The organism is Lacinutrix sp. (assembly GCF_037625555.1).
Taxonomy (GTDB): domain Bacteria; phylum Bacteroidota; class Bacteroidia; order Flavobacteriales; family Flavobacteriaceae; genus Lacinutrix.
In genome coordinates, this window is the sequence record NZ_JASJHV010000093.1 from 20207 (window position 1) to 36337 (window position 16131).

A 16131-nucleotide genomic window follows, 5' to 3' on the forward strand; every position below is an offset into this window, starting at 1 on the left:
TCTTTAAAAGCAATTAAGTATTACTATTTTAAAAGTTCAACTTTAATCTATTTGTATTAAGATTTTAAAATTACTATTGGTATTATGCGTTTCTACATCAATATATGCTCAAGAGTATACAGGCACAAACTATTTTAGACATCTAAGGTATAATCATATATCACCTTTTATAGAATTAGCAGGTATTCACCCAATTTCAAACAAAACTGCAATGTCTACTTCTCATTATATTTTTAATTATGATAAAAATGGCAAACTAAATGAAATTATTAATAACCATTATCATACTGAAAAACAACATCCTTTAGCTTCAATAGGAGTTTACAAAATGGTTATTACCTATGAAGGCAACATAGAAACAAGAACCTTTTTCGATCTAAATAACAAACGGATAACTAACGATAGGCAAGTATATAAGGAAGTATTTACTTACAGTAACAAAGGTTTTAAAACTAAGCTTGATTTTTATGATTTAGAAGATAAACCTATGGAGTCTAATTGGAAGATTTCTACTTATGTTTGGACAAAACACAAAGAATTAATTATTGAAAGACGTTATAATTTAGAAAACCAAGAAGTGAATGTCTCGCCATATTTTAGATTTGGAACTACTGGCATTACATTGGATAAAAATGGAGCGCCAAAAGCCCATTATAACTTAAACAAAGATTTAGAAATCACAAATAACACAGATGGTATTGCTTCTTATCAAGACACATACGATTCTATAGGAAATCACATTACTTATACATACCATAATAGCAAAGGTGCTTTAGCATTGAACCAATGGCAATTTGCTATTGGTGAAAAACGATACGATAGTATAGGTAATAATACTAAATTAAAACAATTAGACGTTGATGGTAAACTAATTAGAGAACGTAATGTTCCTTCTAACCTAAATATTACACTAAGTAAAATAGCTACAAAGAAAAATACTATTCAAATTAAAGAAAAAGCACTAGGTTATTTAATTAGTTTACAACAATTAAAACCAGAACTTATGAATGAAGTCATGAACGATAGCCTAAATAAAGTTACTATTGGTTGGGATAGAAGCACAAAAAAAGAATACTCTAAAAGAACTACAAAAGCCCAAATGATTGAATTTTCTAATTCTTGGAATAAGTCTAATACTAAATTTCCAACTCCTCCAGACAATAAAGTAACGATTCTTGATATTTATAATCGCATTGCAAATGTTAAGCTCGTTTCAGATAATTGGGTCGAATATTTACATTTAATGAAATTAGATGGCAAATGGCAAATTGTGAATTTGATATGGCAACATAAGGATGTTGGTAAATATCCAAAAGAGTAAAACTAAAAAAGACCTAATTTCTTAGGTCTTTTTTAATGGTAAATCTTTATAATTTAATTAGCTAAATACTTTTCTACATTTTTAGCAATCCTTTCGTGTATATTATATACATCTGCCTTTACAAATTTTTCTCCCATAATTTGCTCGTACAATTCTATGTAACGTTCAGAAACTGTTTCAATATATTCATCACTCATAAAAGGAATAGATTGACCTTCTAAACCTTGAAAGTTATTTGCTATTAACCATTGGCGCACAAACTCTTTCGAGAGTTGTTTTTGTGCCTCTCCTCTATCTTGACGCTCTTGATAACCATCTGCATAGAAATAACGGGAAGAATCTGGTGTATGGATTTCGTCTATCAATACTATTTTTCCGTCTTTGGTTTTTCCGAATTCGTATTTAGTATCCACTAAAATCAACTCTCGAGAAGCTGCTATTTCTGTACCACGTTGAAACAATTTACGTGTATAATCTTCTAGAACTAGATAATCTGCTTCGCTAACAATTCCTTTTTCAATGATGTCCTCACGAGAAATGTCTTCATCATGATCTCCCATTTCGGCTTTTGTAGCAGGTGTAATTATTGGTGAAGGAAACATATCGTTTTCTTTCATGTCTTCTGGCATTTCAACTCCACACAATAATCGCTTACCTGCTTTATATTCTCTTGCTGCATGACCAGACATATAGCCACGAATTACCATTTCTACTTTAAAAGGTTCACAAAGATGACCAACTGCAACATTAGGATCTGGTGTTGCTGTAAGCCAGTTTGGTACAAGATCATCTGTTTGAGCCATGAATTTTGTTGCAATCTGATTTAGAATTTGGCCTTTATACGGAATACCTTTAGGCATCACCACATCGAAAGCGCTCAATCTATCGGTTGCAACCATTACCAATTCTTGATCGTTGATATTATATACTGCTCTTACTTTTCCTTTATAGACACTTTTTTGTCCTGTAAAGTTGAAATTTGAATCTGTTATTGTATTACTCATTCTTTAATATAATATGTCATTACATAGAAAGTATTGACGTGGTAATCTCTTTAATTATTTTACAAATTTATTAATTTGTCTCGCAATGATGAACTTGTTTTCTCTTTATTTAAAAAAAATTAAACATCTATATTTTCGATATTTCTATAAGCTGCAATAACTTTTTTAACTAATTTATGGCGTACAACATCTTTATCATCTAGAAAAACCATACCAATACCTTCAACATCCTTAAGTACTAAAAGTGCTTCTTTTAAACCAGAAATAGTACGTCTAGGTAAATCAATTTGGCCAGGATCTCCTGTTAATAAAAACTTTGCGTTTTTTCCCATTCTGGTCAAAAACATTTTCATCTGTGCATGTGTAGTGTTTTGCCCTTCGTCTAAAATAACAAAGGCATTGTCTAGTGTTCGTCCACGCATAAATGCCAAAGGTGCTATTTGTATTGTTCCATTTTCTATGTATTGTGCTAGTTTTTCTGGAGCAATCATATCTCGCAATGCATCGTATAAAGGTTGCATATATGGATCTAATTTCTCTTTTAAATCTCCAGGTAAAAAACCTAAATTCTCTCCTGCCTCTACTGCTGGTCTTGTTAAAATAATACGTTTAACTTCTTTACTTTTTAATGCTTGTACTGCTAGTGCAACTCCTGTATAAGTTTTACCTGTACCAGCTGGACCTATGGCAAAAACCATATCATTTTTGCGCATAAGCTCAACCAGTTTACGTTGGTTTGCTGTTTGCGCTTTTATTAGTTTTCCATTTACACCATGAACAATGGTTTCTCCACTTTGAGATGAAGTTTTATAATCATCGCTAGTGTTACTTGTTAAAACACGTTCTATTAAATTCTCGTCTAGCTTATTATATTTCGCAAAATGCTTAAGTAGCATATTGAGACGTCTATTAAACTCGTCTAAAAGCTCTTCTTCTCCAAAAGCTTTAATTTGGTTGCCACGAGCAACTATTTTTAATTTAGGAAAGTGTTTTTTTAATAACTTAATGTTTTCATTTCCTGTTCCAAAAAATTCTTTTGGAGTGATTTCTTCAAGTTGAATTATAATTTCGTTCAAAAGCGCATCATTTTATTGAGATTTTCTATTCTATTTTCTTAGTTTTGTTCTGTGTTATAAACTTATGGAAGTTAGACAACTTTTATTCATATTAATTAAAAAAAATATCAACAATTATAAATGGCGATTATCACTTTAACAACAGACTTTGGTGAGAAAGATCACTTTGCTGGTGCTATAAAAGGTGCTATTTACAGCGAAATGCCAGAAGTGAAAATTGTTGATATCTCACATTCTGTATCTCCTTTTAATATTCCTGAAGCTGCATATATTATTCAGAATGCTTATAGTAGCTTTCCAGATGGAACAATACACATTATAGGTATTGACTCTGAAATTAATGAAGAGAATAAACATATAGCCATAGAATTAGATGGTCATTTTTTTGTATGTGCCAATAATGGAATTATGAGTATGATTTGTGCGGAAATTTCACCCAAACAAATAGTTGAGATTAATATTCATGATAAAATTGAAACTAGCTTTCCGGTTCTAGACGTATTTGTAAAAGTTGCTTGCCATATTGCACGTGGTGGTACTTTGCCTGTTATTGGTAAAAGCATAAATAACATTAAGCCTATTAGAAATTTAGAGCCTTATGTTAACGATGAAAAAACACAAATTATAGGAAGTATAATATACGTTGATAATTATGGGAACGTAATAACCAACATAAGGAAATCGTTTTTTGAAACGATACAGAAAGGTAGACGTTTTGAAGTGTCTGCTAGAAACCATAAGTTTAAAAAAATACATGCAAAATATAGCGACATCGTAAATTTTACTACTCCAGAAGAAATTAGAAATGATGAAGGCCGTGGTTTGGTAGTTTTTAACTCCTCAAAATATTTGGAAATTGCAATTTACAAAGGAAACACAGGTAGTGTTGGTGGCGCAAGTTCTTTAATGGGTTTAAAATTACGAGATACGGTTACCATTAATTTTATAAAATCTACAATAAATACTTTACAATAATTTATAATGGCAAAATATTGTTGCCTTTAATCTTTAAATTTAAATACATGTTTGTAAGAATTGTAAAAATGAGTTTTGCTGATGAAAATATTAAACCATTTTTAGCAAATTTTGAAACTGTAAAACAAAAGATTCGAGATTTTGAAGGTTGCCAATTTCTTGAATTATATCGCGATAAACACAATACAAATATTTTTTTTACGTATAGTTATTGGAATACTGAAGTTGATTTAAATAATTACAGACATTCTGAACTATTTAAAGGTGTATGGTCTAAAACAAAACCAATGTTTAATGCCAAGCCAGAAGCTTGGAGTGTAGATAAAATTGCTACAATTAAATAAATGATCACTATTTTAGTGTATCGTTCTTAAAACATAAATAATGAAAAAAATCATACTACTTATTTTAGTTTTTATTAGCTTCAATATGTACTCGCAAAATACAAAACAAGTTGATGAAATTCTTAATGAAGGTAAGCTGCTTTATAGACTAGAAAAAGGCTCTTGGTATGGAACGGATGACTTTTTAACCCGTTTTAGTGATAAAAAAGATAGTATAGGTGGTTATTTATCTTATGAAAATAAGGAGTCTAAGATTAATACCATTTTTTACAGCAGATTCAATAATTCTAAAATTTTAGTTAGGTATACTTTTGATAGTTTAACACAAACAAAACCAATTAAGGTAGATGTTACTAATTTGAAAATTTTAGATTTAGAAAAAGACTTAATAGCTTTAAGAAAAGACGCACAAAATAGAGCTGCTAAAAACACAGATAGCTTTTTTAGTTTTTATAACAACACTGTGTTAAACTTTATTCCTGTAATTACAGAAAAAGAAAGAAAAGTATTTGTTATAACTGGACCTCAAATAAGTGGAATTGTTTTACTTGGAAATGATTATTTATTAAAATACAACAACAAGAACAAGCTTAAAACTAAAGAAAAAATACACAATTCCATTATTCAATTACCCTATACCTCAGAAGATAAAAACAAACCTACAGTTGCTACTTTACATTCTCATATTGTTTCAGAATATATAAATTCTACAGACATTTGTACATTATTACTTTATAAAAAATATGTAGATTGGAAAACGCATTATATACTAGGAAAAAAATATGTTTCTATTTTTAATTTAGAAGAGGAAAGTTTAGTAATAATAACTTTGAAAGCTTGGAATAAAATGAGTAATAATAACTAATCAAGCTATGAGTTTCAATAATAAAGTCGTTTGGATTACTGGTGCTTCTTCTGGAATAGGAAAACATCTTGCAATTGAATTATCGAGACAAGGTGCTAAAATTATACTTTCATCTAGAAATATAGAAACATTAAAAACAGTAAAACAACTTTGTGAAAATCCTGAAAACGTAAAATTGATTGCTTTAGACATTGAAGATTACACTAATTTAAAATCTAAAGTAGATAGTGCTATTACTTTATTTGAAACAATTGATATTATAGTTAACAATGCAGGAATTAGTCAACGTGCTTTAGCTAGAGAAACAGATATTGCTGTAGATAAACGTTTAATGGACATTAATTATTTAGGTACTGTAGCACTAACAAAACTAATATTACCACATTTTATTAAAAATAAATCTGGACAAATAGTAGTTACTTCAAGCATTGTTGGTAAAATAGGAACACCTTTAAGATCTAGTTATGCTGCTAGTAAACACGCATTGCATGGTTTTTTTGATAGCCTAAGAGCAGAACTACAACAAGATAATATTACTATTACTTTAATATGTCCTGGATTTGTAAATACTAATGTATCACTCAATGCGTTAACAGGTGATGGAAGCCCTCAACAAAAAATGGATAAGGCAACAAAAAATGGGATTGCACCAAATTATTTTGCAATATTAATGGCCAAAGCCATATTAAAAAAGAGACAAGAGGTTTATATTGCTGGTTTTAAGGAAAAGTTAGCGGTTTACACCAAAAGGTTTTTTCCTAAAATTTTATCAAAAATGATTACTAAATTAAGCGTCACATAATACTATAAATTAATGTTTGCTATTTTAAAAAAAGAAATAAACTCATTCTTTGCTTCACCTATTGGCTATTTGGTTATAGCTATATTTTTATTATTAAACGGCTTGTTTTTATGGCTGTTTAAAGGAGAATTCAATATTTTAGATTATGGCTTTGCAGACCTTTCTTCATTCTTTTTACTCTCTCCATGGATTTTAATTTTCCTTATTCCTGCAGTAACAATGCGCAGTTTTAGTGATGAAAAAAAACAAGGTACTCTAGAATTATTATTAACTAAACCTATTTCACATTTACAAATTGTTTTAGGTAAATATTTTGGTTCGTTTTTATTAATAATTTTAGCATTAATACCTACGCTACTTTATGTTTATACAATTAATCAATTAGGAAAACCAATTGGTAATCTTGATATAGGTAGTACACTAGGTTCTTATATTGGACTCTTATTTTTAGTTGCTGCATATACAGCAATAGGCATTTTTTCCTCCACTTTAAGCAATAACCAAATTGTCGCGTTTATTATTGCTGTTTTTAGTTGTTTTTTCTTCTATGTTGGCTTTGAAGGTTTAGTAGATTTTATTGCGCCTTGGATAGAACAATTTGGTATGAGCACGCACTATAAAAGTATGAGCAGAGGTGTTCTAGACACTAGAGATATTCTATACTTTTTAAGTGTTACTGTGTTTTTTATAGCATGGACTATAGTTAGAATAAATAGTGAAAGCGCAAAGCCAACTAAATGGTTTCATTTTATAGTATTACCATTAACTCTAATAGTATTAAATGCTTCACTTGCACAAGGTGGTTTATACCAACGTTTCGACTTAACTTTAGATAGTCGTTATACTCTAAACGAAGCCTCTTTAAATATTTTAAAAAACGTAGATTCTCCAATAGTAATTGATGTGTTTTTAGAAGGTGAAGATTTTCCTTCGGAATATAGAAGACTACAAACCGAAACAAAACAATTACTAGAAGAATTTTCTGCTTACAATGGTGATATAAAATTTAATTTTATAGATCCTTTTGAAGATAAAGCTAACCAAGACCTTAGAATAGCTCAATTTAATGAACGTGGCTTAACACCTATGCAACTTAGCGTTCAAGATAATGGGAAGCAATCGCAACGTATTATTATTCCGTGGGCTTTGGCTAGCTATAATAACCAAACTGTAGACATACCTTTAGTTAAATATAAAGTAAACGCAAACCAACAAGAAACGGTAACAAACTCTGTGCAACATTTAGAATATGCATTTGCTGACGGTTTAAGTAGACTTATTAATCCAAAACGTAGAAAAATTGCAATTTTAAAAGGTAATAATGAATTGCCAGATCTTAAAATTGCAGATCTATTAAAAACACTTCAACAATACTATTATATTGCACCATTCACCTTAGATAGCGTAGCAACAAATCCGCTTAAAGCTTCAAAATCTTTAAACGAATACGATTTAATAATTGCCGCAAAACCAACAGAAGCATTCTCTGAAGAAGAGAAATATATCTTAGACCAATACACTATGAATGGTGGAAAAGGTCTTTGGTTAATAGATAAGATTATAATGGAAAAGGATAGCTTGTTTAATCCTGAAGGTAAAAATGTAGCAGTACGAAGAGATTTAAATTTAACAGATTTCTTTTTTAAGTATGGAGCACGTATTAATCCTGTGTTAACAAGTGTTAAGAGCCAGAATATTGGTAGAATTACTTTAGAAACAGGTCAAGATGAAAGTTTAAAACTACAGCATTTTTTATGGCCATACTCTCCTTTAGCCTTAAGTGATGTTAACCATCCAATTGTAAACAATATAAACTTTGTGAAATTTGATTTTGCAAACCAAATAGATACACTTAAAAACGACATAAAGAAGACTATTTTACTTAAAAGTGATAAACCAAGTCGTTTAGAAGGCACTCCTAAAGAACTTAGTATAGAATTTACTTTAAAAGAGCCAGATTCTAAGCTTTTTACTAAAGGCAGACAAAACCTTGCAGTACTATTAGAAGGTGAGTTTACTTCGGTGTATAATAATCGTGTAAAACCTCTTAAAATTGAAAACGACATTACAAAAAGTGTTGCTACTAAAATGATTATAATTGCAGATGGTGATGTAATTAAAAACGATTTAGACAAAGGAAGACCAACAACTTTAGGTTTCGATAAATGGACCAAAGAAACATACGGAAACAAAGAATTTTTACTTAATGCTGTTAACTATCTTTTAGACGATGATGGACTTATAAACATTCGAAGCAAAGAAGTAAAAGTGGCATTTTTAGATTATACAAAAATCACTAAAGAGAAAAAAACCAAATGGCAAGTAATTAATATTGTATTGCCTTTATCGTTTTTAGGCTTGTTTGGGTTTGTTTTTAATTTTTTTAGAAAGAAAAAATACACAAAAAAATCTTAAATACAGCCAACTAAAACCTACAGAATAATTAAAAAAACTGTTAATAAGTTTGTTTCACTTTTAGACTCTTAAACAATATATTTGTAGTAATTAATTATTCAGAATTTAATAGACCAATTATATATGAAGTTTATAGTATCAAGTACTTATTTACTTAAGCAGTTACAAGTTTTAGGAGGTGTAATTAACAGCTCTAATACTTTACCTATTTTAGATAATTTCCTTTTCGATATAGATAATAACGCATTAACCGTTTCTGCAAGTGATTTAGAAACAACAATGTCTTCTACATTAGATATAGAAAGTGATAGCAAAGGAAGTGTTGCTATTCCTGCTCGATTATTATTAGATACTTTAAAAACGTTTCCAGAACAACCGTTAACGTTTACTGTTGAAGAAAATAACACTATTGAAATTAGCTCTAACCATGGTAAATATGCTTTAGCATATGCAGATGGAGCGGAGTTTCCAAAAGCAGTAGCGCTTGAAGATCCTTCTAGCACTACTATTTCTGGAGATATTTTAGCAACTGCAATTAGTAAAACAATTTTTGCTGCTGGAAACGACGATTTAAGACCAGTAATGAGTGGTGTATTCTTTCAGTTTTCTCCAGACAACTTAACTTTTGTAGCAACAGATGCGCACAAATTAGTGAAATATACACGCGAAGATGTTTCTGCTTCTCAAGTTGCAGAATTTATTATGCCTAAGAAACCGTTAACATTATTAAAAGCTATTTTATCTTCTAGGGATGAGAATGTAACTATAGAATACAACGATTCTAACGCTAAATTCACATTCGAAAATACCATTTTAGTTTGCCGATTAATTGATGGAAAATATCCTAATTACGAAGCAGTCATTCCTAAAGAAAACCCAAATAAATTAAATATCGACAGAACTCAGTTTTTAAACTCTGTAAAGCGCGTTAGTATTTTCTCAAATAAAACAACACATCAAATTCGTTTAAAAATTGCTGGTGCAGAACTTAATATTTCTGCAGAAGATATTGATTATTCTAACAAAGCAGAAGAGCGCTTAACGTGTGATTATCAAGGTGACGATATGCAAATTGGATTTAACTCTCGTTTCTTAACAGAAATGTTGAATAACCTTAACGCATCTGAAGTGCAACTTGAAATGAGTATGCCAAACAGAGCTGGAATTTTAACTCCTGTAGATGGTTTAGATGAAGGTGAACATGTTACAATGCTTGTAATGCCTGTTATGTTGAATAATTAACAAATTCCTGCCAAGGCAGGAATCTCATGATGTAACTCTTAATATAAATATAGATTTCTGCTTTTTCAGGAATTAAAAAATGCAACCTTTTCGGGTTGCGTTTTTCTTTATCTAATAATTAACTTTTAACTAACTAATAAAATTATAAGATAAAGGTATTTACTTTTTACTATCTGTTGTTTTTTATCCATTATACTTTTGTAAACAATTCCAGCAACTACTCCTAAAGAAACTCCAAGGCTAATCCATAATCCAAAATTATCGGTTACAGTTCAATAACACAACCAACGGTTGTACCCAAACTAGATCCTAATGCAATTCCTAGTCCTATGTATTTAGTGGTCTTACTTTCGGTTTCCATTTGTCTAGTTTATAAAATTATAACTGAAAGGATATGTTTGGTTTTCTCCATTATTAGCTTTTATTGCATTTATTATAGGAAATAATACCGAAATAATACCTAGTAAGATAAAACCTAAAAGCCCAAGACCAAATAATAAAATTAAAGGAATACAAATTATAAAGATTACAATTAAACTTAATTGAAAATTAATAATTTTCTTGCCTTGTTCGTCTATTTGGTAATCTTCGTCCTTTTTAGTAAGCCAGATTACTAAAGGGACAATAAGTCCACCAAAGCCTGTAATAGCTGTTAATAATTGACTTAAATGAGTAATAACTAATAATTGTCTGTCTTGTTTCATGGTTTTGATTTTTTTATTCTGAAATAAATTCAGAACGATTGATTGATACTTATAAGACGTAGAATTATTGAAAGTGTTACATTTTTTATTCTTTCATTTTTCATTGATAAAAAATGAGCAAAAAAATAATATAAAACATAAAAATATTAATGTGGCAACTTATTCTTAAAAAGTCCGTAGACAAAAGTTCCTAAAAGTGCTCCAAGAATGAGCACTAAAATACTAGGTAAAAATGTACCAATTAAAACATACATTGGTCCAGGACATGCGCCTGCAAGAGCCCAACCTAATCCAAAAATGATACCTCCAACAATATATCTAGTAAACCCTTTTTCTTTTGGTTTAATGGTAATGTCTTTTCCATCAAAATCTTTAGCTTGAGAATATTTTAAATACTTTATTATAATAATTCCCAAAGCTATTGCTGAACCAATAATACCATACATATGAAAGCTTTTAAACTGAAACATTTCGTAAATACGAAACCATGAAGCTACTTCAGATTTAATGAATAATATGCCTAAGAATAAACCAATACTAAAAAAACTTACGAAACTCTTCATATTAAAAAATTAAAGGAAATATTAAATGAATCATTACAAAACCACCAATAAAAAAACCAATAACAGCGATTAGCGATGGTAATTGTAAATTACTTAAGCCAGAAATAGCATGACCAGAAGTACAACCACCTGCGTAACGTGCACCAAAACCAACTAGAAATCCACCAATTAAAATAATAGTAAATCCTTTTAATGTTAATAAGCTCTCTAAACTAAATAATTCTGTTGGTAAAAATGAAGTATTTGTACTGGTTATGCTTAAGTCTTGAAGTTGTAAAACCACATCTGGATGAATTTGTGGTGCTGTTGGTGTTAGAAATTGTAGGGCTAAAAATCCACCAACAATAACACCTGCAACAACGTATAAATTCCATACGTCTTTTTTCCAATCGAATTTAAAAAAATCTACAAATTTTCCTGCGCCTCCAATAGAACACATGGTTCTTAAGTTTGAAGACATACCAAATTTCTTACCCATTTTAATAAGTAAAAACATGGTAATTGCAATTAAAGGTCCAGCAACATACCAAGCCCAAGTATTATAGATAAAATCCATAAATTAATTATTTTTTAAGTGTTGAAGGACATACAAAATCTGAAACTGGAATACCAACTTTTTTTATTGCTGCCATTCCTCCAGCAATATCTACTAGATTATGAATACCTCTACTCTTTAAAATAGAAGCAGCTATTACAGAGCGATAACCGCCAGCACAATGCACGTAAAAAGTATCATTTTTTGAAAATTCTGCTAAATATGCATTTAAATTACCTAAAGGTGTAAAATTTGCATTTTCTATATGTCCAGCAATAAATTCACCTTCATTTCTTACATCAAAAACTGGAATAGTGTCTTTTTCTAATCGTTGTTTAAATTCATCTGCTGAAATAGAAAGTAAATCATCTGTTTCTTTTCCTTCGGCTTTCCATGCCTCAAAACTACCTTCTAAATAGCCTAAAGTATTATCGAAACCAACACGAGATAATCTTGTAATCGCTTCTTCTTCGCTACCTTTATCTACAACCAATAATAATGGTTGTTTTACGTCTGCTATTAAAGCACCAACCCAAGGCGCAAATTCGCCTTTTAAGCCAATAAAAATAGAACGCGGAATGTGTCCTTTTATAAATTCTGACTGGTGACGAACGTCTAAAACTAATGCATCAGTTTCGTTTACAGTTACTTCAAAAGCATTTGGTGATAAGGCATTAGTTCCTTTTTCGATTATTTTATCAATATCCTCATAGCCTTCCTTATTCATTTTGACATTTAAAGGAAAATACTTTGGTGGTGGCAATAAGTCTTCAGTTAGTTCTTTTACAAATTCTGCTTTAGTCATATCTGCACGCAAAGCATAATTCATTTGCTTTTGGTTACCTAAAGTATCTACAGTTTCTTTCATCATATTCTTTCCACAGGCAGAACCTGCTCCATGACCTGGATAAACCGTTACATCGTCTGCTAAAGGCATAATTTTATTACGAAGACTATCAAAAGACAGTCCAGCAAGATCTTCCATAGTCATACTTGCTGCTTTCTGAGCTAAATCTGGCCTACCAACATCTCCTAAAAATAAGGTGTCTCCACTAAAAATAGCATGGTCTTTTCCGTTTTCATCTTTTAATAAATACGTTGTACTTTCCATAGTGTGTCCTGGAGTGTGCAAGGCTGTAATAGTAATTTTTCCTAGTTTAAATACTTGATTATCTTCTGCTATAATAGCATCAAACGATGGATTTGCAGTTGGTCCATAAACAATTGGTGCACCAGTGAATTTAGATAAAGTTATATGTCCAGAAACGAAATCTGCATGAAAATGTGTTTCGAAAATGTACTTAATTTTGGCGTTATTATCTTCTGCTTTAGCGATATAATTTTTTACTTCACGTAAAGGGTCTATAATAGCGACTTCACCTTCGCTTTCTATATAATATGCACCTTGTGCAAGGCAACCTGTGTATATTTGTTCTATATTCATGATACTAATTTAATGATGTAAAAATAATATAATTCTATGTTATATACTGTAACTTAAGTTACAGAATCTTTCTTATTGTGTGACTTCCTTTATTATTATATAAACTCCCATTACGAGTACAAACCATCCAAAATATTTTTTTAGTTTTTTACCTTCAATAAAATTAGAAAGGTAAATACCTACAAATATACCAACTACAGAAATTGCTGTAAAGCTTAATAAAAACGTCCAATCTATAGTTATTGTTTCTACGTCACCAATAAAACCAATTAACGATTTAATGGCAATAATTAACAACGAAGTGGCTACTGCTTTTTTCATGGGAAGCTTTGCTAATAAAACCAAGGCTGGTATAATTAAAAACCCACCACCAGCTCCTACAATTCCTGTTAATACTCCTACTATTGCGCCTTCAATAATTATTAATGGATAATTATACTTAACTGTCATTTCTTCAATTGTTTCTTTTCGGTTACTTCTAATCATTACAATTGCAGCTACAAGCATAATTAATGCAAAGAAGAGCATGATTGCAATATTTTTGGTTAATATAAAATTCCCAATCGTTACAATTTCATCTGGAATAGCTGGCACAATAAATTTTCGAGTAGAATACACTGCAATAAAAGCTGGTGTAGCAAAAACGATAGCTGTTCTAAAATCTACAAGTCCTTTTTTAATGTTTCTAATGGCTCCAAATAAAGCAGAAATACCAACTACAAATAATGAGTAAGCTGAAGCAGTAACAGGATTAATAAACATAAGATATACAAGAATAGGAACGGTAAAAATAGAACCACCACCACCGATTAAACCTAGAACAAGACCAATAAGTAATGCACCAAAGTAGCCTAATATTTCTTGAAATTCCATTATAAGTCTAAAAGTTTAATACTGTTTCTATTGAGTTTTACTTTGTTATTTCTATTATACTTCTACAAATTTAATGTTTTGCTTTTTGGTTGTTGAAAACAAAGTGACAGCATTTTGTATAATTCTGGATGTTTTTGTTTCAATAGTTTTGGTCTTTCGAAAAAATATTCTGAAGCTACAGCAAAGAATTCTGTTTGACTTGTACCTCCATATTTTCTAATATCGGATGTATCATTATTAATAGCCTCCATTTCCTTATGCATTAGTTCCAGCCAAGGCGCAATATATTCTTTCCCAAAAAACAACTCTGGCACACCATCTATTTCTCCGTCCATTTTATCTAGTAAATGTACAAATTTGTGAACTGGAGTATTATGTTTGTCGGTTTTGTTATTAAAAGCTAGCCTAATTGCTTTTTTAGAGAGAATCATTTGTTTTTCAAAAGGACCTGTACCAAGTATTCGCTTGTTTTTGTCTTTATCAGAAAATTGTAATTCTTCATTAAAACTATCTGGATAGACTATTATTCCAGACAAATTATTTTAACTCCAATTTGGAAAACCAAATACAGGAATAATTCCACTAGAAGCAATTAATATTTCATCTAACTCTTCTATTTCAGTATTAACGCCATCAATATTTATTTCGTTTAAAAAAAAGTAGCATTCGTTTTCTAAAAATGGCTTGATCTTTATAAGAAAGGTTTTTATAAAATAGTACATGCTCTATTAATAAATCATGCCAATGCTTTGGCACTTTTTTAATCTTTTTAGCTTTTGATATATAGAAAGCATAGCCTACAAAGATCACAAATACTATAAAAATGAAAATATAAATCATATTGTTAAATTGTATTTGCAAAATATTCTAAATATGAGAGAGAAAAAAATAAATGTGATAACTTATCTTCGCAAAAAAAGATTAGTAATATGTTGAAAGCAGTTTTATTTGATATGGATGGTGTTATTGTAGATACAGAACCGCTACATAAAAAAGCCTATTTTTTAATGTTTGATACTTTTAAAATTGAAGTTTCAAATGAATTATACGAATCTTTTACAGGACAATCTACTATTAATGTTTGTAGACAGATTTCCGAAATTTTTAACTTAAATGATGCTCCAGAGGATTTAGTGCAATGCAAACGTAAAATATTTACAGAACTATTTCATAGCGACCCAAGCTTACAGCTAATTGATGGTGTTTTAGAATTAATAAAAAATTATTATAATAATGGCTTAACACTCGTTTTAGCCTCTTCTGCTTCTATGCTTACCATTAACAATGTTTTTAAGCGCTTTAACTTAGACCAATATTTTATAGCTAAAATTAGTGGTGCAGATTTAAAGGCCTCAAAACCACATCCTGAAATTTTTATAAAAGCTGCTGAACTAGCTGGTTTTTTAAAAACTGAATGTTTGGTAATAGAAGACTCTACAAATGGAATTAAAGCCGCAAATGCTGCAGGTATTTTTTGTATTGGCTATAAGAGTTACCATTCTAAAAACCAAAACTATAGCTTAGCTAATAGTGTTGTAGATAATTTTAATTCTATCCATTATAATAAAATTAACAACATACTAGATTAATTATAAAACCCTCTTGTCTAAAACTTCGTATATAAAATATCGAAAACTATTTTATCAAAAACTAATTTGATTTAAATTACATTTTTTTAATATGATTGAACCTTAATTACCAAATAATGAAATAGAGAGACAACATGCTGTAGAGAGTTATAATTTATTAGATTCTCTTCATGAAGAAAGCTATGATAATATTACAGAAATTATGTGTTTTATAGCCCAAACAGCTATTTCTCAGATTACAATTTTAGATAATGATAGGAATTATATAAAATCTAATTATGGCTTTCCAGCAAGTGAATCTCCTAGAAACATTTCGTTTTGTGGACACGCAATACAGTCTAATGATGAGATTATGATTGTTGAAGACGCAAGAAAAGAT

The 16131-nt window shown here is 30.0% G+C and carries 17 protein-coding genes; 8 read left to right on the top strand and 9 right to left on the bottom strand.

Annotated features, from left to right (window positions below):
• Window positions 1–76: 76 nt before the first annotated feature.
• Entirely contained in the window at window positions 77–1321 is a 1245-nt protein-coding gene (locus QNK89_RS07885) for a nuclear transport factor 2 family protein (protein ID WP_340170467.1), read from the top strand.
• 53 nt (window positions 1322–1374) lie between these two features.
• On the opposite strand, the gene QNK89_RS07890 is transcribed toward QNK89_RS07885, so the two are convergent.
• Window positions 1375–2325, bottom strand: a complete 951-nt coding sequence (locus QNK89_RS07890) for a phosphoribosylaminoimidazolesuccinocarboxamide synthase (RefSeq protein WP_340170468.1) — start codon at window positions 2323–2325, stop codon at window positions 1375–1377.
• Between the two features lie 119 nt (window positions 2326–2444).
• Window positions 2445–3401 carry a PhoH family protein gene (locus QNK89_RS07895; protein WP_340170469.1) on the bottom strand — a complete coding sequence of 319 codons (957 nt, stop codon included), beginning with the start codon at window positions 3399–3401 and terminating at the stop codon, window positions 2445–2447.
• Window positions 3402–3521: 120 nt separating this feature from the next.
• Between QNK89_RS07895 and QNK89_RS07900 the strand changes: the two genes are divergently transcribed.
• The 6 genes from QNK89_RS07900 (at window position 3522) to dnaN (ending at window position 10044) form a co-directional block, all read left to right on the top strand.
• On the top strand, window positions 3522–4376 hold the full coding sequence (locus QNK89_RS07900; protein ID WP_340170470.1) for an SAM-dependent chlorinase/fluorinase: 855 nt from the start codon (window positions 3522–3524) through the stop codon (window positions 4374–4376).
• 47 nt (window positions 4377–4423) lie between these two features.
• Window positions 4424–4720, top strand: a complete 297-nt coding sequence (locus QNK89_RS07905; protein ID WP_340170471.1) for an antibiotic biosynthesis monooxygenase family protein — start codon at window positions 4424–4426, stop codon at window positions 4718–4720.
• Between the two features lie 40 nt (window positions 4721–4760).
• Entirely contained in the window at window positions 4761–5585 is an 825-nt protein-coding gene (locus QNK89_RS07910) for a hypothetical protein (RefSeq protein ID WP_340170472.1), read from the top strand.
• 7 nt (window positions 5586–5592) lie between these two features.
• On the top strand, window positions 5593–6387 hold the full coding sequence (locus tag QNK89_RS07915; RefSeq protein ID WP_340170473.1) for an SDR family oxidoreductase: 795 nt from the start codon (window positions 5593–5595) through the stop codon (window positions 6385–6387).
• A 12-nt stretch (window positions 6388–6399) separates the two neighbouring features.
• A complete protein-coding gene (gene gldG, locus QNK89_RS07920) occupies window positions 6400–8802 on the top strand; it encodes a gliding motility-associated ABC transporter substrate-binding protein GldG (protein WP_340170474.1) in 2403 nt (800 codons plus the stop codon).
• 123 nt (window positions 8803–8925) lie between these two features.
• A complete protein-coding gene (gene dnaN, locus QNK89_RS07925) occupies window positions 8926–10044 on the top strand; it encodes a DNA polymerase III subunit beta (protein WP_340170475.1) in 1119 nt (372 codons plus the stop codon).
• Window positions 10045–10409: 365 nt separating this feature from the next.
• Here the strand turns inward: dnaN and QNK89_RS07930 are convergent, their stop codons facing one another.
• From QNK89_RS07930 to QNK89_RS07960, 7 genes are all read right to left on the bottom strand, one after another.
• On the bottom strand, window positions 10410–10748 hold the full coding sequence (locus tag QNK89_RS07930) for a DUF4870 domain-containing protein (RefSeq protein WP_340170476.1): 339 nt from the start codon (window positions 10746–10748) through the stop codon (window positions 10410–10412).
• Window positions 10749–10894: 146 nt separating this feature from the next.
• Complete coding sequence (locus QNK89_RS07935; RefSeq protein ID WP_340170477.1) at window positions 10895–11311, bottom strand: DUF6691 family protein; 417 nt, start codon at window positions 11309–11311, stop codon at window positions 10895–10897.
• Between the two features lies 1 nt (window position 11312).
• The gene (locus QNK89_RS07940; protein WP_340170478.1) at window positions 11313–11867 is read right to left on the bottom strand and encodes a YeeE/YedE thiosulfate transporter family protein; all 555 of its coding nucleotides are present in this window, start codon (window positions 11865–11867) and stop codon (window positions 11313–11315) included.
• Window positions 11868–11874: 7 nt separating this feature from the next.
• A complete protein-coding gene (locus QNK89_RS07945) occupies window positions 11875–13290 on the bottom strand; it encodes an MBL fold metallo-hydrolase (protein ID WP_340170479.1) in 1416 nt (471 codons plus the stop codon).
• A gap of 72 nt (window positions 13291–13362) precedes the next feature.
• Complete coding sequence (locus QNK89_RS07950; protein ID WP_340170480.1) at window positions 13363–14163, bottom strand: sulfite exporter TauE/SafE family protein; 801 nt, start codon at window positions 14161–14163, stop codon at window positions 13363–13365.
• Between the two features lie 62 nt (window positions 14164–14225).
• On the bottom strand, window positions 14226–14699 hold the full coding sequence (locus QNK89_RS07955) for a zinc-dependent peptidase (protein ID WP_340170481.1): 474 nt from the start codon (window positions 14697–14699) through the stop codon (window positions 14226–14228).
• A 6-nt stretch (window positions 14700–14705) separates the two neighbouring features.
• Window positions 14706–14885, bottom strand: coding sequence for a hypothetical protein (locus QNK89_RS07960; RefSeq protein WP_340170482.1), 180 nt, complete (start codon window positions 14883–14885; stop codon window positions 14706–14708).
• A 207-nt stretch (window positions 14886–15092) separates the two neighbouring features.
• Between QNK89_RS07960 and QNK89_RS07965 the strand changes: the two genes are divergently transcribed.
• Complete coding sequence (locus QNK89_RS07965; protein WP_340170483.1) at window positions 15093–15752, top strand: HAD family phosphatase; 660 nt, start codon at window positions 15093–15095, stop codon at window positions 15750–15752.
• Window positions 15753–16131: the final 379 nt, after the last annotated feature.